Below are 19,003 nucleotides of genomic sequence, written 5' to 3'. Positions count from 1 at the left end.
TCCCATATGTGAGCCTCACGATCCCAGGACGGAATGGACGTTGTTTCGTCTTCCGGGTCATCTGGAAAACAAGGGTGTGAGGCATGCGGTTGCTCGGCAACTTCTCCCGCGCCCTGTTTTCTGAAAAAGCAGTTTGATTAAAGAGCCTCCGGTTCCGGCGTAGCGCCGCCACCGGTCTGGGTTTGCGGAGAATTCTATGGCTTCTGCAGCGGAACAACTGGCCTCGAACCTCAACTTCTCGACTTTCGCCAAGGCGGAAGATCTGAAGAAGCGTCTGTGGTTCACTCTGGCCGCATTGCTGGTTTATCGCCTCGGCACGCATATTCCGCTGCCTGGCCTCAATCCGGAGGCCTATGCCGCCGCCTTCCAGGGGCAGTCGGGTGGCATCCTCGGACTTTTCAACATGTTTGCCGGCGGTGCAGTCGAGCGCATGGCGATCTTTGCGCTGGGCATCATGCCCTATATCTCCGCGTCGATCATCGTGCAGCTGATGACGTCGGTCGTGCCCACCCTCGAGCAACTCAAGAAAGAGGGCGAGCAGGGGCGCAAGATCATCAATCAGTACACGCGCTACGGCACTGTGCTTCTGGGTGCCCTCCAGGCCTATGGCATCGCCGTCGGTCTCGAAACGGGCCAGGGCATCGTGGCCGATCCGGGCTGGTTCTTCCGTATTTCGACCGTGCTGACCCTGCTTGGCGGCACCATGTTCCTGATGTGGCTGGGTGAACAGATCACCTCGCGTGGTATCGGCAACGGCATTTCGCTGATCATCTTCGCCGGCATCGCGGCCGGCCTGCCGACAGCCGTGGCACACACTCTTGAGCTCGGCCGTACCGGCGCGCTCTCGACCCTGCTCATCCTGGCCGTCATCGTTGTGGCAATTGGCGTCATCGCGCTGATCGTCTTCGTCGAGCGTGCCCAGCGTCGCCTTCTGATCCAGTATCCGAAGCGCCAGGTCGGCAACCGCATGTTCCAGGGCGACACGTCGCATCTGCCGCTGAAGCTCAACACTGCGGGTGTCATTCCGGCAATCTTCGCCTCGTCGCTGCTGCTTCTGCCTGCAACGGCTGCAGGTTTCGCCGGCAACAGTCAGCTTCCGGGCTGGGCAACGACCGTGATCGCCGCGCTGCAGCACGGACACCCGGTCTATATGATGCTCTATGCGGCCTTGATCGCTTTCTTCGCCTTCTTCTACACGGCCATCGTCTTCAACCCGAAGGATACGGCCGACAATCTGAAGAAGCATGGCGGCTTCATTCCCGGCATCCGCCCCGGTGACCGCACAGCTGAGTATATCGACTACGTTCTGACCCGCATCACGGTGGTCGGCGCGATCTACCTCGTCTTCGTCTGCGTCCTGCCTGAAATCCTCATCGCACGCACCGGGATCCCATTAGCCCTTGGTGGTACTTCGCTTTTGATTGTTGTCAGCGTGACCCTTGATACTGTAGCACAGGTTCAGGGACATCTGATCGCCCAGCAGTATGAGGGGCTGATCAAGAAGTCGAAGTTACGTGGAGGAAAGAGGGGACGATGAGACTGATTCTGTTAGGACCGCCGGGCGCGGGTAAGGGAACCCAGGCCCAGCGGATCGTTGAGAAGCACGGCATTCCGCAGCTTTCCACCGGTGACATGCTCCGTGCAGCCGTTTCGGCGGGCACGGAGGTCGGCAAGCGCGCCAAGGCTGTCATGGACGCCGGCAAGCTGGTCTCGGACGACATCGTCATCGCCATCGTCTCCGAGCGCATCGATGCGCCCGACTGTGCCAATGGCTTTATTCTTGATGGTTTCCCTCGGACCTTGGTCCAGGCGGATGCCACCGAGTCCATGCTGAAAGGCAAGAATCTCGACCTGACGGCGGTGATCGAAATCCGCGTCGACGACGAGATTCTGGCTGAGCGAATCGCCGGCCGTTACACCTGCGCCAACTGCGGTGCCGGCTATCACGACGAGAACCTGAAGCCGAAGGTTGAAGGCGTCTGTGACAAGTGCGGCTCGACGCATTTCAAGCGTCGTCCGGATGACAACCGCGATACGGTCCGCACCCGTCTGCAGGCCTACTACAAGGAAACCTCGCCGCTGATCGGCTATTACCACGCCAAGGGTAAGCTGCATTCGGTCGACGGCATGGGAGAGATCGATGCCGTAACCGGCGAGATCGAAGCCATTTTCGCCAAGCTCTGAAGCCGGCGGAATCCAAGAATCTTCGCGGGATCGGTTGCTTTTGTCGATCGATTCCGTTAAAGACCGCGCCAACTCGCGACATGTCTGCGATCGGCGCGTTCTTCCAAAACGCTGGGAGACCGGGTTCGATCGTTTTGGTTTGTCGTGAACCCGAATTGTAATTGCGGTCCATCTGGGCCGTGTAACGAGACACCACTTGCCGGATGGCAACTGGAAGCAAGGAGAATAGGCGTGGCACGTATCGCTGGCGTCAACATCCCGACTGCGAAGCGCGTAATCATCGCGCTGACCTATATTCACGGGATTGGACCGAAGTTCGCAAAGGAAATCATGGAGAAGGTCGGTCTTCCGGCCGAGAAGCGCGTTCATCAGCTGACCGACGCTGAAGTGCTCCAGATCCGCGAAACCATCGACCGCGATTACCAGGTCGAAGGCGACCTGCGTCGCGATACCGCGATGAACATCAAGCGTTTGATGGATCTCGGCTGCTACCGTGGCCTGCGCCATCGTCGTGGTCTGCCGGTTCGCGGTCAGCGCACGCACACCAACGCCCGCACCCGCAAGGGTCCGGCGAAGGCGATCGCTGGTAAGAAGAAGTAATTTTTTCGCGGCATTTTGGATGAGGGCAGTCGGCGGTAGGGAGCTACCGCTCACTGCCTAAATCCTATTGCCTCGATTGGTGTAGCCGCTGGAACTACGGCGGTGCTTAGATCAACTGAAAGGAAGACCATGGCCAAGGAAGCCACACGCGTCCGCCGTCGCGAACGCAAGAACATCTCGTCGGGCGTTGCCCACGTTAACTCGACCTTCAACAACACGATGATCACCATCACCGACGCACAGGGCAACGCGATTGCCTGGTCGTCTGCTGGTGCCAAGGGCTTCAAGGGTTCGCGCAAGTCGACCCCGTTCGCAGCCCAGATCGCTGCTGAAGACTGCGCCAAGAAGGCTCAGGAACACGGCATGAAGTCTCTCGAAGTGGAAGTCTGCGGTCCGGGTTCGGGTCGTGAATCCGCTCTGCGCGCCCTCCAGGCTGCCGGCTTTATGATCACGTCCATCCGCGACGTGACGCCGATCCCGCACAATGGCTGCCGTCCGCGCAAGAAGCGTCGCGTTTGATCGTTCTTCGTTTTGCCGGCCAGGTGTTTGCGCGCCTAGCCGGTGCTTCTCATATTCGGCCGTCACGATTGAATGGTGATGGCGAACGGAAGGTAAAATCATGATTCAGAAGAATTGGCAGGAACTGATCAAGCCGAACAAGGTGGAGTTTTCCTCCTCCGGCCGCACCAAGGTGAACCTCGTCGCCGAGCCGCTTGAGCGTGGCTTCGGTCTGACGCTCGGCAACGCCCTGCGTCGCGTTCTCCTGTCGTCGCTTCGGGGTGCAGCCGTCACGGCTGTCCAGATCGACGGCGTTCTGCACGAGTTCTCGTCTATCCCGGGCGTTCGCGAAGATGTCACCGACATCGTCCTGAACATCAAGGAAATCGCTATCAAGATGGACGGCGACGATGCCAAGCGCATGGTTGTCCGCAAGCAGGGTCCGGGCGTTGTAACCGCCGGTGACATCCAGACGGTCGGCGACATCGAGATCCTGAACCCCAACCATGTCATCTGCACCCTCGACGAAGGTGCCGAGATCCGCATGGAGTTCACGGTCAACAACGGCAAGGGTTACGTCCCGGCCGAGCGCAACCGCGCGGAAGATGCTCCAATCGGTCTCATCCCGGTCGACAGCCTCTACTCGCCGGTCAAGAAAGTGTCCTACAAGGTGGAAAACACCCGCGAAGGACAGGTTCTCGACTATGACAAGCTGCTGATGACCATCGAAACCGATGGTTCGGTCACCGGTGAAGATGCAGTCGCTTTTGCGGCCCGCATTCTCCAGGACCAGCTCGGCGTCTTCGTCAACTTCGACGAGCCGCAGAAGGAAGTTGAAGAAGAGTCGGTCACCGAACTCGCCTTCAATCCGGCGCTGCTCAAGAAGGTCGACGAACTGGAGCTTTCGGTCCGTTCGGCGAACTGCCTGAAGAACGACAACATTGTCTACATCGGCGATCTGATCCAGAAGACCGAGGCAGAAATGCTGCGCACGCCGAACTTCGGTCGCAAGTCGCTCAACGAAATCAAGGAAGTTCTCGCTTCCATGGGCCTGCACCTCGGTATGGAAGTACCGGCATGGCCGCCCGAGAACATCGAAGATCTCGCGAAGCGTTACGAAGACCAGTATTAATAACAGTGAAGGCAGCCTCTAAGCCTGCCTTTCCCCGTCAAACTGCGGGCGAATGTCCGTATGTGTCAGGAAACGGCAGCCTCTGAGACAGAGCCTGCACTCAAAGGAGAATAGCAATGCGCCACCAGAAAGCCGGCCGCAAGCTGAACCGTACCGCCAGCCACCGCAAGGCGATGTTCGCCAACATGGCGGCTTCGCTCATCCTGCATGAGCAGATCGTCACCACCCTGCCGAAGGCGAAGGAAATTCGCCCGATCGTCGAAAAGCTCGTCACCCTCGGCAAGCGCGGCGACCTGCATGCTCGCCGTCAGGCGATCTCGCAGATCCGCGACGTCACCGTGGTTGCCAAGCTGTTCGACGCCATCGCGACGCGTTACGCCACCCGTAACGGCGGCTACCTGCGCATCATGAAGGCCGGTTTCCGCCAGGGCGACAACGCTGCCATGGCCGTCATCGAGTTCGTCGAGCGCGACGTCGATGCCAAGGGCGCAGCCGACAAGGCCCGCGTCGCCGCTGAAGCCGAAGCTGAAGCAGCGTAAGGTTCTTGCCCGTAAGGGAAAGATGAAAAAGCCGGGTGAGCGATCACCCGGCTTTTTGCGTTCTGGCGGGGGTTCCCCTCAATCCTGCCGGTTCAATTCAAATGGGATATGGGAAGTCAACGAAAGGGTCCGCAAGGGGTTCGAGCAATTGCCACGTAAAGCCGTACCGTTCAGCAGGCGGTATGTTTGTCGGGAGCTTGACTTTAAAGTATCCGCCGATTGCTTTTTCATAGCCGTCGCTGGGTCCAAGGGAGATTTCGAGCTGTCCCTGCGTTTCAAAAGGGCCGTCGAGGAATTGGGCGTGCAGCACCACGACTAGGCCCGCAACAGAATGGAGCAAGTTGTCGAAGTTGGCATTTGAAAACGACGCGTGACGATCATGTTTGGCAGCGTGATACTCTTGGTACCAAGTAGGTTTGCCGTTTGAGGTCCAATCGTGGAATGGCGCTAGCACCTTGGTTCCGGTCCGCCACAGCGGCAACTTCACTTCGTACTGCGACAAGAAATGAGATGCCTCAATCTTTCTATAGTCGTTTATATTCCAGGTCCCCGCCTTCTGGTACTCGTTCTCTTTGAGGATAGCCTTGAAATTGGCTTCTAGTTCGATGCAGCTTCTGATGAAGAGCTCATGTATGCGAAATGAATACGTCTTAAGATTTTCATCGTCCGGCTCGATGTAATCAAATATTTCGAATAGGTCTTTCTGGATAAGTTCAAACGCTCGAATGTAATGCTCTGGCTCGGTGCAGAATTTTGGATGTCGTATGTAGCGCCACCGTCCTTCTTCGGTGTAGTCACCGTCAGCGAATTGACGAACGGTTCTCCTAAAAGGTCTATCGATTGCCACTTGCTTCTCCCTCCTGCAGCGACACGATGGCAACGTAAGCCTGTCGTTCAGGTTGTGATACAGGTTTTAGCACGTTCCGATAAAAACGTTCTTTCAGTCTCATTGCCACTGAACGCGGCCGCCTGCATGAATTCGGCCCGCGCCTCTGCCCTACGTCCGAGCCGAAACAGAAAATCCCCCTTCGCGGCATGAAGCGGCGGATAGGTCGCAAGTTGCGGCTTGCCCTCGATTGCCGCCAGCAAAGCCAGCCCCACCTCCGGCCCAAAAGCCATCGTATGCGCCACCGCCCGGTTGAGTGCGACGACTGGTGAGGGCACCCGCGCCAGCAGCCGGTCGTACAGCGCAGCGCTCGTCGCCCAGTCCGTGTCCTCGTACCGCGCCGCTCGCGCATGCACGGCCGCCAGCGCCGCCTGCAGCGCATAGATCCCGTCTTCACCACCGAGATGGTTCACCGTCGCCAGCCCCTCCATCCCGCGCTGGATCAGCAAGCGGTCCCACAGGCGCCGGTTTTGCGTCTCAAGCGTCAGTGCGCTGCCATCGGCTGCCACCCGCGCCTTGAAGCGCGAGGCCTGCAACTCCATCAGGGCCAGCAGAGCATGCGCCTCCGGCTCGTCAGGGGCGAGCCCGACCAGGATGCGCCCAAGCCGCATCGCCTCCTGGCAGAGCTGCGGTCGGATCAGATCCTCGCCGCGGCTTGCGGCATAACCCTCGTTGAAGATCAGGTAGATCACCTCCAGCACCGAGGCGAGGCGGGCGTCGCGTTCGTCCCCGAGCGGGACCTCGAAACCGACATCGGCATCCCTGAGCGCTTTCTTTGCCCTCACGATCCGCTGTGCCACCGTGGTCTCAGGAGTGAGAAAGGCCCGGGCGATTTCCTCCGTCGTCAGCCCGCCGATGACCTTCAGCGTCAGCGCCGTGCGCTGGTCGCGCGAGAGCAGGGGATGGCATGCGGTGAAGATGAGCGACAGTCGCTCGTCGCCGATCTCGTCATCGAGCGAGGCCTCCACGGCCGCATGCGCGTCCACGCGCCCGGTTTCGATGTCATGGGCAAGCGAGGCTTCGTGCCGCGCCATCATCTGGCGCCGGCGCCAGAGATCGACCGCCCGCCGCTTGGCGGTCGTCATCAGCCAGGCGCCGGGATTGGGCGGCGTGCCGGTGTCTGGCCAGGACGCAAGCGCTGAAACCAGCGCTTCCTGCGCCAGCTCTTCCGCCAGGCTGATGTCGCCAACATGTTTTGCGAGGCCGGCAACCAGCCGGACCCGCTCCATGCGATAGATCGCCTCAATATCCCGAGCCGCTGCCTCCGCGCCGTCGCCATGCGGACGGGCGGAGGGCGCGACCGCCTGTCCGTCTCGTGTCATGAGCCGGAGTATGGACACGTTCCCGGGGTGGTCAACCTGGGAGGAATGAACCTCAGGCGTCGACACCGGTCGTGTCGCCGGCAGCGGCTGCCGGGTCCATCCAGAAGATCTCCCAGACATGCCCGTCGGGGTCCTCCACCGATCGGCTCCACATGAAGCCGTGATCCTGCGGCGGGTTCGGGTCGGCCCGCCCGCCTGCGGTCACTCCAGCGCCTACCATGCGGTCGACATCCGCACGCGCCTCGACGGTCAGCGCCAGCAGCATCTGGCTGGTTGCCCTGGCGTCCGCAATGGTCCGGCTGGTGAAGGTCCGGTAGTAGCCATGCGTCAGGATCATCACGCCGATCGTGTCGCACAGCATCATGCAGGCTGCATTCTCATTGGAAAATTGCGGGTTCCGGCTTGCCCCCAGCGCCTCGTAGAAGCGTGTCGAGGCATCGAGATCGGTCACCGGCAGGTTGATGAAGATCATCTTGCTCATCGCGTCTCAGCCCTTCGCGTTGAGCTGGGCGGCGAGACCTTCGGCCGCGCGGTCATGGCTTGCCTGCCCCTCGGGCGTCGCGATTTCGGCAAAATCCTCCATCTCGTAGAAGGGGCGGATCTCGATCTCGCTCGGTCCCATCATCGGGTTCGGGCAGCGCTTCACCCAGGCGACAGCTTCGTCCATGTCCTTCACCTCCCAGATCCAGTAGCCGGCGACCAGTTCCCGGGTCTCGGCAAAGGGGCCGTCGATCACCCGGCGGTCCGCACCGTCGAAGGCGACGCGCTTGCCCATCTTCGACGGTTTCAATCCGTCGCCGGACATCATGATGCCGGCCTGCACCAGTTCCTCGTTGAACTTGCCCATGTCCTCGAACAGCTTGGCCGGGGGCATGATGCCCTCTTCGCTGTCTTCCGTGGCCTTCACCATCACCATTACACGCATGTCGTCACTCCTCTCTTTGTCCGGACCGCACCCGCGATCCTGCCTCCCCAACGAATGAGGTAAACCCATTTCGACACGGCCTGCGAGAAATTTTGTCGGCAAGCGCCACAAGTCACTTCGGAATATGGATTGTCGAGCGGATATGCTTGAGGGACGCGACGATGGTGAAGGTCATCATGACCAGCAGCGTCCAGGAACTCCATTTGCCCAGATGCACGGTCGACCAGGCGCCGAGCTGGTTGGGATAGTGCCAGATGGCGAAGAAGGTGGAGATGTTCTCCGCCACCCAGATAAAGAAGCCGATCAGGATGAAGGAGAGCAGCATCGGCATCTGGCGGTCCCGGTCGAAGGGGCGGAAGGTGACCGTCGTGCGGGCATAAAGGCCGATGGCGAGCGCCGCCAGATACCAGCGATAGTCGCCGATATAGTGGTGAGTGAAAAAATTTAGATAGATGGCAAGCGCCACGCCGATGGCCATCCAGTAGGGCGGGTGATGACGGATGCGCAGGTCGAACAGCCGCCAGGCCTGGATGATGTAGCTGCCGACCGCCGCATACATGAAGCCGGAAAACAGGGGCACGCCGAAGAGCTTCGTATAGGCAAAGTCCTGATAGGACCACGACGGATTGGCACCTGCGGTCTTGAACGCCTCGAGCACGAAGCCGACGACATGGAACAGGCAGATCGCCTTCAACTCGTCCGTCGTCTCAAGCTTTGTCCAGACCATCCAGACCTGGATGGCAAGCGCAATGATCAGCAGGACGTCATAGCGGGGAATGCCGAAGACGCCAGCGCGCGGAACGACGAATATGGAGAGGAAGAACAGACCGGCAAACAGGCAGGCCCGCGCCTCCTTGATGCCGAAGAACAAAAATTCGATGACGAAGCGCCGAAAGCCGGTGAGCGCGGGAGAGGGTGTCTGGTCGATCAGCCGGCGGTCGAGTGCGCTGAGGAGGCCGTTTCGTCCATCTGCCACCAGTGCCATCGCCGACCGCCTACGCTGTTGCAATCCGTTGCAACCTCACTACTCGGCGGCCATGGACGAAATCAAGGCATCGACGTCACTTCGCAGACGCTGGCGGAAGACCTGAGACTAGATCCGCGTGGTCAGGTCGATCATCCAGGTCGGCGCAATGTCGAGCAGCCAGATTTCGATGCTCTTGTCGAAGCCGGAGACGACAAGGGCACCCGTGATGACCAGCAAGCCACCCATCAGGCTCTTGCCGGCTTGTCCGACCGTCAGCAGGCGATGCCGCGACCGCGCGAGCGCCTCGCGCGACAGCATGCCGATCACCAGCAACGGCAGGGCGGCACCGACACCGAACGCGATCATCGTCCCGGTTACCTGCAGGAGGTTTTCGCCGCGGGCCGCCATCAGGGACGCGGCGCCGAGTGTCGGTCCGACACAGGGGCTCCAGACGGCTCCGAGCAGCAGGCCGACGAGAAACTGCCCCTTGATGCCCTTGTCATCGAACTGACCGAAGTGTGCCTGAGACCAGGCGGCGACCGGCCCCGTGGCGGCGGCCATCCGGTGTTGAGCGATCGGCACGAGGAGCACGGCGCCGAAAAGGATCATCACGATCCCGGCCACCATCCTGAAGAGGCTGAAGTCGAGGCCGACCGAGAAGCCGACAAGCGCGACGAACAACCCGATTCCGACAAACGAGATCGTCAGCCCCGCCGCCAGAGCGACGGGACCGTATCGATGCCGATTGATCGCCGTGCCAAGTACAATCGGAATGAGCGGCAGCGTGCACGGATTGAGCAGGGACAAAAGGCCCGCGAGAAAGGCGAGCAGAGCGCTGCTCAGCATCGCTCTATTGCCCCAGCGCCGAGGTGAAGAGTTTTTCGACCGAGGCGGGGTTTGTGTCTGCCACGCTGCGGCCCCTCTCTTCTGCGCCCTTGAAGGCGATCAGCGTCGAGCGATTTTGCGCCCCGAGACTGCGCATCTCGTCCTTCTGCTTGTCGTAGTCGACCTTGAGGACGAGGATGTCCTTGTATTCCGGTTTGCCGGCCAGCGTATCGATGATCTTGGTCTGTGCCCGACACGTGCTGCACCAGCTGGCCGTCACGTCGACCACCACCGATTTGCCCTCCGCCTTGGCGGTCTCGAAGGCCGATGCCTCGAAGGGCGCGATCTCGATCGCACCGGCAACCCCCGCCGTGGCCAGCATCACGACACCTGCAAGCGCCGCACTCCATGTCTTCAGGTGTCTTGTCATCGCATTCACCCCTTTTGTGTTTGATGTCGTTGGCGTGGTCAGGTCCGCGGCGCCGTCATGCGCTTTGCCCGCCGCCGCTCCATGATCTTCGGCCGGATGAGCCGGTAGCCGAGCAGTATGATTGTCACGGCAATGTAGAAGGCGGCCTCAGGATCGATCACCTTCAGCGACAATGCATAATGCAGGATCGCGACCAGCAGCACGGGATAGACCAGCTTGTGCAGCATGTTCCAGCGCTGACCCAGCCTGCGGATCGACCACTGGTTCGACGTCAGCGCCAGCGGGATCAGCATCAGAAGTCCCGCCATGCCGAGCATGATATAGGGCCGCTTCAGGATGTCGCCGGCGATCGACGACAGGATCAGGCCCCGGTCCAGCGTCAGATAGACGGCGAAATGCGCCAGCACGTAATAGAAGGCAAGAAGACCGAGTGCGCGCCGATAGGCAATGAGATTAATGCCGAACAGATCCCTGAGCGGCGTCACCGTGAGCCCAAGACAGACGAATCTGAGCGCCCAGAGGCCCAGCAGATGTTCGAAGGCGCGCACGGGGTCTGCCCCCAGCCCCCCGAAAATCCCGAGATAGAAGGCATAGAGCCCGGGTAGCAGCCCGACCGCATAGAGTGCCCAGACGGAGGCCGGGCGATAGCGTTTGGGTAGCGCGGGCAGGGCGGGCAAGGCGAGCGAGGCCATCAGAAGAACTTCGCGAGGTCCATGCCGTCGTAAAGGCTTGCCACCTCGTCGGCATAGCCGTTGAACGGCAGCGTATTGATGCGCGCGCCACCGAACAGGCCGTCGGCCTCGCCGATCCGTCGTTCGGTCGCCTGGCTCCAGCGCGGATGATCGACCTCGGGATTCACATTGGCATAGAAGCCATATTCAGACGGCTGCAGCCTGTTCCAGGTCGATGGCGGCTCCTGCTCGGTGAGCGTGATCTTGACGATCGACTTGATGCCCTTGAAGCCGTATTTCCACGGCACGACCAGACGGATCGGCGCACCGTTCTGGTTCGGCAGGGTTTCACCATAGAGGCCGGTTGCAAGGATCGCGAGCGGATGGCGCGCCTCATCCAGCCTCAACCCTTCGACATAGGGCCATTCCAGTGCCTGGAAGAGGCCCGCCTGACCTTGCATTTCCTCAGGCCGGACGAGGGTTTCGAAGGCAACATATTTTGCCGAGCCGAGCGGCTCGACCCTGTCGAGGATGGCAGAGATCGGGAAGCCGATCCATGGGATCACCATCGACCATGCCTCGACGCAGCGCATCCGGTAGACGCGCTCTTCCATCGGGATTTCCTTCATGATCGTCTCGATGTCGATCACCTGCGGCTTTCCGACCAGTCCATCGATTTCGATGGTCCAGGGCCGTGTGTTCAGCGAGCCCGCATTGCGTGCCGGATCATCCTTGCCCGTCCCGAACTCGTAGAAATTGTTGTAGGTCGTCACGTCTTCCTTCGACGTCAGCTTCTCGTCGAGCTTGTAGATGCTCGGCTTTGCCGCAAGTGGTGCCGCCAGCGCCTGAGAGCCGAGAGCCATGGCCGTAAAGCCGCCGGCCGCCGCGCCGATGAATTCGCGCCGCCTCATGTAGAGCGACTTCGGGGTAATCTCGGAACTGGCGATCTTCGGCGGATGGTAATGGGGCATGGCGAACCTCGTCGAACTCTCTGTGTCTCTGTAAATAGGAGACGACGCGAAAGAGAACAGAGTTTCACGCTGCCGGAAAGATACCCGGCGGGAACAATTTCGTGTAGCTCGCGTGCGCGGCCGACCTGTAAGAGATCACCATTTTCGCCGACGGAGTTCAGCCGCACCAGTTCAGCTTGTGTCCGTTCCAGCGATGCGCGAGCCCCCGAGCGATCAGGTCGTCGCCGACGGAGCGGCCATCCTGGAGCACCACGCGAAGCTTGCGGCCATATTGGTCGACGTCGCGCCGCTCCCGCCGCTCCATGGTGAGCCCTCCGCCATTCAGGTTCTCCAGCAGCGCCACTTGCGCCTCGAGCCCCAGTCGCCGTTCGGTCTCGCATTGCGGGCGCCCGATCTCCGGCGTGTTGATATCCGAGATCCGGTATTTCACCGCCCGGTACCAGAAGGTGTCACCATCGACGACGCAATTGATCCGCTGCGCGCCGGTGCAGGTGACGAAGCGCCCCTCGATCGGCTCGGGACGGGGCGCGACGGCACCGGTGATCCCATAGTCGATCAGCTTGTTGCCGGCTGGCACAACCAGGTAGGAATAGGGAAGCTTTTCGAAATGAATGACGGTCAATGTCGCGAGGAGCGCGACCATCAGCACGCGCCGCATGCGATAGAGCGCGGCAAACGGATTGAAGTGCGGCGAAGGCTCGGGATTGAGCTTCTGGCGGGCATCTTTCAGCAGGAGCACGCGGGCAGGTTTGCGGGTCATCATGACGCCTCCTTCCGCGCTAAACTCTAGTAAACACAGATTTCCCCAGGCTTAATCCGATCACTAAAATGCGAATGAAATCGGGGTTCGCGCATCCTGGAAGCGTACCGAAATGCCGCCTGATGCTAGTGACAGGCGGCAAGGCTTGGCTTAGACCAGTTCCAAAAATGGCCGCCTTGCCCCGGCGCCGAGGGTGCAGGCTTGGCGGCGAACAGCCATCGAGGTGACACCCATGCCCGTCTATCGTTCGAGAACCACCACCCACGGCCGCAACATGGCCGGTGCCCGCGGCCTCTGGCGCGCGACCGGCATGAAGGACGGCGATTTCGGCAAGCCGATCATCGCGGTCGTCAATTCCTTCACCCAGTTCGTGCCCGGTCACGTGCACCTGAAGGATCTCGGCCAGCTCGTCGCGCGTGAAATCGAAGCAGCCGGCGGTGTGGCCAAGGAGTTCAACACCATCGCCGTCGACGACGGCATCGCCATGGGCCATGACGGCATGCTCTATTCGCTGCCTTCGCGCGAGATCATCTCCGACTCGGTCGAATACATGGTCAACGCCCACTGCGCCGACGCCATGGTCTGCATCTCCAACTGCGACAAGATCACCCCCGGCATGCTCTCGGCCGCCATGCGCCTCAACATCCCTGCCGTCTTCGTTTCCGGTGGTCCGATGGAGGCCGGCAAGGCGATCCTGCAGGGCCGCAAGGTCGCGCTCGACCTCGTCGATGCCATGGTCGCGGCTGCTGACGACAATATCTCCGACGCCGATGTCGACGAGATCGAGAAGAACGCCTGTCCGACCTGCGGCTCCTGCTCGGGCATGTTCACCGCCAATTCGATGAACTGCCTGACCGAAGCGCTCGGCCTCTCGCTGCCGGGCAACGGTTCGACGCTTGCGACCCATGCCGATCGCAAGCGCCTCTTCGTCGAGGCTGGACACCTGATCGTCGATATCGCCCGCCGCTACTATGAGCAGGACGACGAAAGCGTTCTGCCGCGCAACGTCGCGTCCAAGGCTGCCTTCGAAAATGCCATGGCCCTCGACATCGCCATGGGCGGCTCGACCAACACGGTCCTGCACATCCTGGCGGCTGCCCATGAAGGCGGCATCGATTTCACCATGGACGATATCGATCGCCTGTCGCGCAGGGTGCCCTGCCTGTCCAAGGTAGCGCCCGCCAAGCAGGATGTGCATATGGAAGACGTCCACCGCGCCGGCGGCATCATGCGCATCCTCGGCGAACTCGACCGCGGCGGCCTGATCAATCGCGACTGCCCGACCGTGCATGCCGAATCCATTGGTCACGCCATCGACCGCTGGGACATCACCCGCACCAATTCCGAAACCGTGCGTGACTTCTTCAAGGCCGCTCCGGGCGGTGTCCGCACCACTCAGGCCTTCTCGCAGGCTTCGCGCTGGGACGATCTCGACACCGACGGCGAAAAGGGTGTCATCCGCTCCGTCGAGCATCCCTTCTCCAAGGATGGCGGTCTGGCCGTCCTCAAGGGCAACATCGCGCTCGACGGCTGCATCGTGAAGACCGCTGGCGTCGATGAATCGATCCTGAAGTTCAAGGGGCCGGCCCGCGTGTTCGAAAGCCAGGACGCCTCGGTCAAGGCGATCCTCTCGAACGAGGTGAAGGCTGGCGACGTCGTCGTCATCCGTTACGAAGGCCCGAAGGGCGGCCCCGGCATGCAGGAAATGCTCTATCCGACGAGCTATCTGAAGTCGAAAGGCCTCGGCAAGGTCTGCGCGCTGATCACCGACGGCCGCTTTTCGGGCGGCACCTCGGGCCTCTCGATCGGCCACGCCTCGCCGGAAGCAGCCCAGGGCGGCGCCATCGGCCTCGTGCGTGAGGGCGACATGATCGACATCGACATCCCGAACCGCACGATCAACCTCGTCGTCGATCCGGCCGAACTGGAACGCCGCCGCGCCGAGCAGGACGCCAAGGGCTGGTTCCCGGCCGAAAAGCGCAAGCGCAACGTCACGACGGCGCTCAAGGCCTATGCCGCCTTCGCCTCGTCCGCCGACAAGGGTGCCGTGCGCCAGTTGCCGGAATAAGCTTTGAAAGTTCCGACCGGAGGCGGTCCTTCGCCTCCGGTCTCGCCTGTCTCAAGACTCCGCTGCCTGCCGGGAACACTGATCCCATCAGCCGCCCGACCCACCTGAATTCCCATACTTTCAGGAACCGTCATGACCGTCCCTTTCAGCCTGGTCGGCATCGATCACGTCGTCTTCATCGTTGACGACATGGAAAAGGCGATCCGCTTCTATCACGACGTTCTCGGTTGCCGCCCGGGCTACACCTATCCCGCGCTCGGCATGGAACAGGTCTGGTGCGGAAGCGCCCTGATCGTGCTCTGGGACATCACCCATCCCGGCGGCCACAAGGCAGCCCCGCCGGTCGCAGGCGGTCGCAATGTCGACCATGTCTGCATCGCGACCGGCCCCTTCGATCATGACGAATTGCGGGCGCATCTTGGCCGCCACGGCGTCGCGATCGAGCGCGAGGCTATGCATGGCGGCGCCCGGGGCATGGGCCATTCCTTTTACGTGAAGGATCCTTTCGGCAATACGATCGAGATCAAGGGCCCGGCCGAATATCCAGACGGCCGGGGCTGACGTCTGGCATCACTCCCGCCAGGAGGGATCCTCCTTGTCGAGGCAGGACTTCAGATAGGCGAAATGCCGCTCCGCCATCCCGCGATAGGGAATCCAGCCCTCCGACGTGCCCTGCGCGATCTCATCCGAGAGCACTGCCAGCGGCTTGCCGGTCGACAGCGCCAGCACCATCGTCTGCGCCGCCTTCTCGAAGAAATACAGATCCTCGAAGGCATCCGCCACCGTCTCGCCGGCAACCGACACGCCGTGATTGCCCATGACCAGAACCGCCTTGCCGCGGATCATCTCGACCAGCCGTTCGCCTTCTTCCGCCGCATCCGCGATGCCGCCGAAGTCGAGGTCGTAGCCGATCCGGCCGAAGAAGCGGGCCGTATTGTTGTCGAGCGGCAGAAGTGTCGGATCCTTCAGGCAGGAGAGAGCCACCGCATAGGGCGAATGGCAATGCAGGATCACGCGCGCCTCCGGCAACATGCGGTGCAGCGTGCCATGCACGGTCCATGCCGAGGGGTCGGGCGCATTCGGGCCGTTCATGACGTCAGGATCGTCAGCGTCAAGCAGCAGCAGGTCGCTCGCCTTGACCGTGGCGAAATGCTGCCAGCGCGGATTGAGCAGGAATTTTCGCCCATTGGCGGAAGCCGCCGCACTGAAGTGATTGCCGACCGATTCGCTCCAGCCGAAGCGGTGGCAGAGCCGGAAGGCAGCCGCCAGATCCTGGCGCAACGTCGTCAGCGCCGCCTCGTCCAGCATGTCGTTCACCTGAGGGGAAATATTCATGCCTTGAACCGTCCTTCCGTCGTCAGCGCCCGATAGGTCGAGCGCATTTCCTCGCGATCGGCATAGCAGCCGCGCAGATAGCGGTCACCGCTGGTCGCCGAATAGGCCATGCGCCCATGCACGATGCGGTGGTTGTCGAACACCATGCACTCGCCGGCCTTCATCAGGAAACGCATCATGAACTTGTCGTCCTGCAGCATTTTCCCGAAGCGGCAGAAGGCCGGATAATAATCGTCGAGCACGGTCTGCGGCAAGTCGAACAGATCGGCCATGTGCTGGCTGATCGTAAGCCCCGAGACCTCGCCATGTTTGTCGAGTTCGATCACCCGCTGCCGGGAGCGCATGTCATAGGTGTCATGCTCGCAATAGAAGGGAATGTCGATTTCAGACAGCAGCCTGAAGCCATCGGGATCGATCTCCCGGAAGGCATTCGCCACCGCCACGCCGTCCGAATAGATGCTCATCCCGCCATCGACCGTATTTGCCCGGCAATGCAGGAACTGGATCCCCGGCGCATATTCCTCGGCCGGCGTATCGGTATGCAGCTCCAGCGCCTTGGCAGTGTAGGCTGTATTGGTCGGGTTGATATGCGTCTTCACGTCGAAATAGTCGCCGAAAAAGGTCGGCCGCACATGGCCCATCAGCTTCACCGTCTCGGTCAGCCCCTGATCGCTGTCGGGCATGTCGGTGACGAAGGTCAGCCCTTCGACGATCATCGCCTTCAGCCATTCCGCCACCTTCTGCGGATCGCGCATCAGCTCCGGCTGCGAGAAGCGCTTGACGTTAGGGTAGTGGTCGCTGAACCATGCCTTGCGCGGCAGGTCGGCGGGATCGGGCCGATGCTTGCCCTCGGCGTAGAGCGCGAGCATTGGCAGCGGAAAACGCGAGACGTGATCCTCGCCCGCCCACCGGATCACCAGCATGCCGTCTTCAATCTCGGCGCTATCGGCGCGGGGGGCTGTCGACAGATGGAAGATGTCGAAGCTGCGTTCGCGAGTCCCGCTGTCGAACGAAGTCGGGCAATTGTCGCGCAGCCAGTAATAATTGAAATAGGCTGGGTTTCCCTCGGAAAGTGGCAGGTGAAGCCCCTTCTCGGCGAGTATCACGGCACCGGTCGCAACATGCATGTTCATCGCGGGTTTCCTTAAGCTGGGACGGCAGGAGGGCGGATCTGATTTGACAATCATCATCCGACTTCCCAGCGGATGCCAGAGCGATTATGCTAATGCTGAGTTAAGCTGGAGGTTAAGTTGAGTCGTCTGCCACCCCTGCGCCTGCTGACCACATTCGAGGCTGTCGCCCGGCTGGGCTCCATGCGTGAGGCGGCAACAGCGCTCAACGTCACCCAGCCCGCCGTCACCCAGGCGCTGAAGGCGCTGGAGGACCATGTCGGCACAGCCCTGATCGATCGCACGACGAGGCCGGCAAGGCTCACGGAGCCCGGCCATCAGCTTGCCCGCGCCACCCGTGACGGCCTTGATCTGATTGCTGACACGATCGAGGAAATCCGCACCAGTAGCGGCCTCGAGGACCAGCGCCTGACGGTTGCCTGCACCATGGGTTTTGCGACCCATTGGCTGATGCCACGCCTCAGCGCCTTCTATGCCGGTCATCCCGGCTATTTCGTCAATGTCCAGGTTCCTCCAACCGACCTGCCGCAGATGTGGCCCGGCACCGATCTCGTGCTGCGCTATGGTCGCGGCACCTGGACCGATGGCACGACACTGCGCCTCTTTGGCGAAACCCTCTGCCCGGTCGGCCGTCCGGCTTTGGTGGAAAACCTGCTGGCCAAAGGCGACGGCCTGGACGCCGCCCCACTCATCCATGTCCGAACGGTCGAGGCGCGCCACTGGGAAGGCTGGACGGATTATCTGGCGCGGCGCGGCCTGCCCAAGCCTCGCGGCCGATCCCACATCTTCGACAACTACGTCCAGGCGGTTCAGGCGGCCCTCGACGGCCGCGGCCTGATGCTTGGCTGGCGCTCGATCACCGACGGCCTCGTCGCCGATGGCAGCTTGCAACCCTGGCCCGAAGGGGCCTTGGATCTCGGTACCGCCTATTTCGCCACCGTGTCGCCCGGGGCGGCGAAACGCCCTGCGGTCAAGGCATTTGTGACCTGGCTGGGGGAGGGGATGGAGGAAGTCCCCTGAGGAGCCGGCGCGACCTGGCCGATCGGGGAATGACGCAAATAGGGCCGACAAGGCTGGCGTCTCGTCAGGGAGTGGGCTGAGTTTCCCGAAAACTGTCCAGTGCCAACACTCTCTGCCACCAATCGCCAAGATTTCGATGGTTCGCGGCCATCGCGCGGACCTCCGGCACCTGAAGCGCACAATGGATCATCGGCGCCAGATAGAGATCCGCAAGCGTCGGCCTGTCTCCACACATCCACCGCTGCTCGGAAAGCAGACCGGCGAGCACGGCAAACGATATCAGAGCTACACCGCGCGCCTTCTGCACACGTCCTTCATCTGGGACTTCGCCCCGCTTCGGCTTTTCAATGCATTCCACATAGAGCCCCCAGACCAGTTGCGGATAAACATAGCTGTCGGCGATGCTGATGATCTGGTTCATCCGGGCGCGTGACTGCACTTCGGCAGGCTGAAGCGGCGGCCCTTCGAAGGCCTCGTCGATATAGCGGGTAATCGCGCTGGTCTCATAGAGGTGGAAATCGCCATGCGCGAAGGTCGGAATCTTGCCGAAGGGATGCCGGTCCAAGTGCGTGTCCGGTATTTTCTCGGCAAAGATGTCGACCGGCACAAGGTCGTACGCCACCTCTTTTTCCGCAAGGGCAAGCCGCGCGATCCGCAGATAAACGCTGTATTCGGCGCCGTGGAGCTGAGGTCGGGTATCGCCCATGGGTCTTCTCGGCAATGTCACCTTCGCTCCTCAC

Annotated in this window: 22 protein-coding genes; 9 read left to right on the top strand and 13 right to left on the bottom strand. The window is 61.4% G+C overall.

Annotated features, from left to right (window positions below; translation table 11 throughout):
• Window positions 1-196 precede the first annotated feature (196 nt).
• The 6 genes from secY (at window position 197) to rplQ (ending at window position 4,953) form a co-directional block, all read left to right on the top strand.
• Window positions 197-1,537: a preprotein translocase subunit SecY gene (gene secY, locus LJE98_RS17320; RefSeq protein WP_229576459.1), complete on the top strand. Its 1,341-nt coding sequence runs from the start codon at window positions 197-199 to the stop codon at window positions 1,535-1,537.
• Complete coding sequence (locus LJE98_RS17315) at window positions 1,534-2,184, top strand: adenylate kinase (protein ID WP_229576458.1); 651 nt, start codon at window positions 1,534-1,536, stop codon at window positions 2,182-2,184. The genes secY and LJE98_RS17315 overlap by 4 nt, the downstream gene beginning before the upstream one ends.
• A 231-nt stretch (window positions 2,185-2,415) precedes the next feature.
• Window positions 2,416-2,784 carry a 30S ribosomal protein S13 gene (gene rpsM, locus LJE98_RS17310; protein WP_229576457.1) on the top strand — a complete coding sequence of 123 codons (369 nt, stop codon included), beginning with the start codon at window positions 2,416-2,418 and terminating at the stop codon, window positions 2,782-2,784.
• A 129-nt stretch (window positions 2,785-2,913) separates the two neighbouring features.
• A complete protein-coding gene (gene rpsK, locus LJE98_RS17305) occupies window positions 2,914-3,303 on the top strand; it encodes a 30S ribosomal protein S11 (protein ID WP_015915761.1) in 390 nt (129 codons plus the stop codon).
• Between the two features lie 100 nt (window positions 3,304-3,403).
• Window positions 3,404-4,414: a DNA-directed RNA polymerase subunit alpha gene (locus LJE98_RS17300; RefSeq protein ID WP_112247662.1), complete on the top strand. Its 1,011-nt coding sequence runs from the start codon at window positions 3,404-3,406 to the stop codon at window positions 4,412-4,414.
• Window positions 4,415-4,530: 116 nt separating this feature from the next.
• Entirely contained in the window at window positions 4,531-4,953 is a 423-nt protein-coding gene (rplQ, locus tag LJE98_RS17295) for a 50S ribosomal protein L17 (protein WP_054150978.1), read from the top strand.
• Window positions 4,954-5,050: 97 nt separating this feature from the next.
• On the opposite strand, the gene LJE98_RS17290 is transcribed toward rplQ, so the two are convergent.
• The 10 genes from LJE98_RS17290 to LJE98_RS17245 all read right to left on the bottom strand — a co-directional run bounded on the left by LJE98_RS17290 (window position 5,051) and on the right by LJE98_RS17245 (window position 12,713).
• Window positions 5,051-5,800, bottom strand: a complete 750-nt coding sequence (locus LJE98_RS17290) for a hypothetical protein (protein ID WP_229576456.1) — start codon at window positions 5,798-5,800, stop codon at window positions 5,051-5,053.
• Between the two features lie 47 nt (window positions 5,801-5,847).
• Window positions 5,848-7,179 carry an RNA polymerase sigma factor gene (locus LJE98_RS17285; protein WP_229576455.1) on the bottom strand — a complete coding sequence of 444 codons (1,332 nt, stop codon included), beginning with the start codon at window positions 7,177-7,179 and terminating at the stop codon, window positions 5,848-5,850.
• A 34-nt stretch (window positions 7,180-7,213) separates the two neighbouring features.
• Entirely contained in the window at window positions 7,214-7,642 is a 429-nt protein-coding gene (locus LJE98_RS17280; RefSeq protein WP_229576454.1) for a VOC family protein, read from the bottom strand.
• Between the two features lie 6 nt (window positions 7,643-7,648).
• On the bottom strand, window positions 7,649-8,086 hold the full coding sequence (locus tag LJE98_RS17275) for a YciI family protein (RefSeq protein WP_229576453.1): 438 nt from the start codon (window positions 8,084-8,086) through the stop codon (window positions 7,649-7,651).
• A 112-nt stretch (window positions 8,087-8,198) separates the two neighbouring features.
• The gene (locus tag LJE98_RS17270) at window positions 8,199-9,071 is read right to left on the bottom strand and encodes a DUF817 domain-containing protein (protein ID WP_229576452.1); all 873 of its coding nucleotides are present in this window, start codon (window positions 9,069-9,071) and stop codon (window positions 8,199-8,201) included.
• A gap of 108 nt (window positions 9,072-9,179) precedes the next feature.
• A complete protein-coding gene (locus tag LJE98_RS17265; protein WP_229576451.1) occupies window positions 9,180-9,899 on the bottom strand; it encodes a cytochrome c biogenesis CcdA family protein in 720 nt (239 codons plus the stop codon).
• A gap of 4 nt (window positions 9,900-9,903) precedes the next feature.
• Complete coding sequence (locus tag LJE98_RS17260) at window positions 9,904-10,308, bottom strand: thioredoxin family protein (RefSeq protein ID WP_229576450.1); 405 nt, start codon at window positions 10,306-10,308, stop codon at window positions 9,904-9,906.
• Between the two features lie 38 nt (window positions 10,309-10,346).
• Complete coding sequence (gene msrQ / locus LJE98_RS17255; RefSeq protein ID WP_229576449.1) at window positions 10,347-11,000, bottom strand: protein-methionine-sulfoxide reductase heme-binding subunit MsrQ; 654 nt, start codon at window positions 10,998-11,000, stop codon at window positions 10,347-10,349.
• Window positions 11,000-11,950 carry a protein-methionine-sulfoxide reductase catalytic subunit MsrP gene (gene msrP / locus LJE98_RS17250; protein ID WP_229576448.1) on the bottom strand — a complete coding sequence of 317 codons (951 nt, stop codon included), beginning with the start codon at window positions 11,948-11,950 and terminating at the stop codon, window positions 11,000-11,002. Before msrP ends, msrQ begins: the two co-directional genes overlap by 1 nt.
• Before the next feature lie 157 nt (window positions 11,951-12,107).
• Window positions 12,108-12,713 (bottom strand): thermonuclease family protein, encoded by a 606-nt coding sequence (locus LJE98_RS17245; RefSeq protein ID WP_229576447.1) that lies wholly within the window; start codon window positions 12,711-12,713, stop codon window positions 12,108-12,110.
• 229 nt (window positions 12,714-12,942) lie between these two features.
• Here LJE98_RS17245 and ilvD point away from each other — a divergent pair, with 229 nt between their 5' ends.
• Both ilvD and LJE98_RS17235 read left to right on the top strand, forming a co-directional pair.
• Complete coding sequence (gene ilvD / locus LJE98_RS17240) at window positions 12,943-14,778, top strand: dihydroxy-acid dehydratase (protein ID WP_229576446.1); 1,836 nt, start codon at window positions 12,943-12,945, stop codon at window positions 14,776-14,778.
• A 132-nt stretch (window positions 14,779-14,910) separates the two neighbouring features.
• The gene (locus LJE98_RS17235) at window positions 14,911-15,339 is read left to right on the top strand and encodes a VOC family protein (RefSeq protein ID WP_229576445.1); all 429 of its coding nucleotides are present in this window, start codon (window positions 14,911-14,913) and stop codon (window positions 15,337-15,339) included.
• Window positions 15,340-15,348: 9 nt separating this feature from the next.
• Here the strand turns inward: LJE98_RS17235 and LJE98_RS17230 are convergent, their stop codons facing one another.
• Both LJE98_RS17230 and LJE98_RS17225 read right to left on the bottom strand, forming a co-directional pair.
• Entirely contained in the window at window positions 15,349-16,113 is a 765-nt protein-coding gene (locus LJE98_RS17230; RefSeq protein ID WP_229576444.1) for a class II aldolase/adducin family protein, read from the bottom strand.
• Complete coding sequence (locus tag LJE98_RS17225; RefSeq protein WP_229576443.1) at window positions 16,110-17,246, bottom strand: TauD/TfdA family dioxygenase; 1,137 nt, start codon at window positions 17,244-17,246, stop codon at window positions 16,110-16,112. The genes LJE98_RS17230 and LJE98_RS17225 overlap by 4 nt, the downstream gene beginning before the upstream one ends.
• Window positions 17,247-17,363: 117 nt before the next feature.
• On the opposite strand from LJE98_RS17225, the gene LJE98_RS17220 reads away from it, so the two are divergent.
• A complete protein-coding gene (locus LJE98_RS17220) occupies window positions 17,364-18,263 on the top strand; it encodes a LysR family transcriptional regulator (RefSeq protein ID WP_229576442.1) in 900 nt (299 codons plus the stop codon).
• 64 nt (window positions 18,264-18,327) lie between these two features.
• Here LJE98_RS17220 and LJE98_RS17215 read toward each other — a convergent pair whose 3' ends face one another.
• The gene (locus LJE98_RS17215; protein WP_229576441.1) at window positions 18,328-18,969 is read right to left on the bottom strand and encodes a glutathione S-transferase family protein; all 642 of its coding nucleotides are present in this window, start codon (window positions 18,967-18,969) and stop codon (window positions 18,328-18,330) included.
• Window positions 18,970-19,003 lie beyond the last annotated feature (34 nt).

The organism is Rhizobium sp. 'Codium 1' (assembly GCF_020889605.1).
GTDB classification, from domain to species: Bacteria; Pseudomonadota; Alphaproteobacteria; order Rhizobiales; family Rhizobiaceae; genus Allorhizobium; species Allorhizobium algae.
Note: the sequence above shows the minus strand (reverse complement) of the source record. Positions and strands in the feature narration are given on the sequence as shown.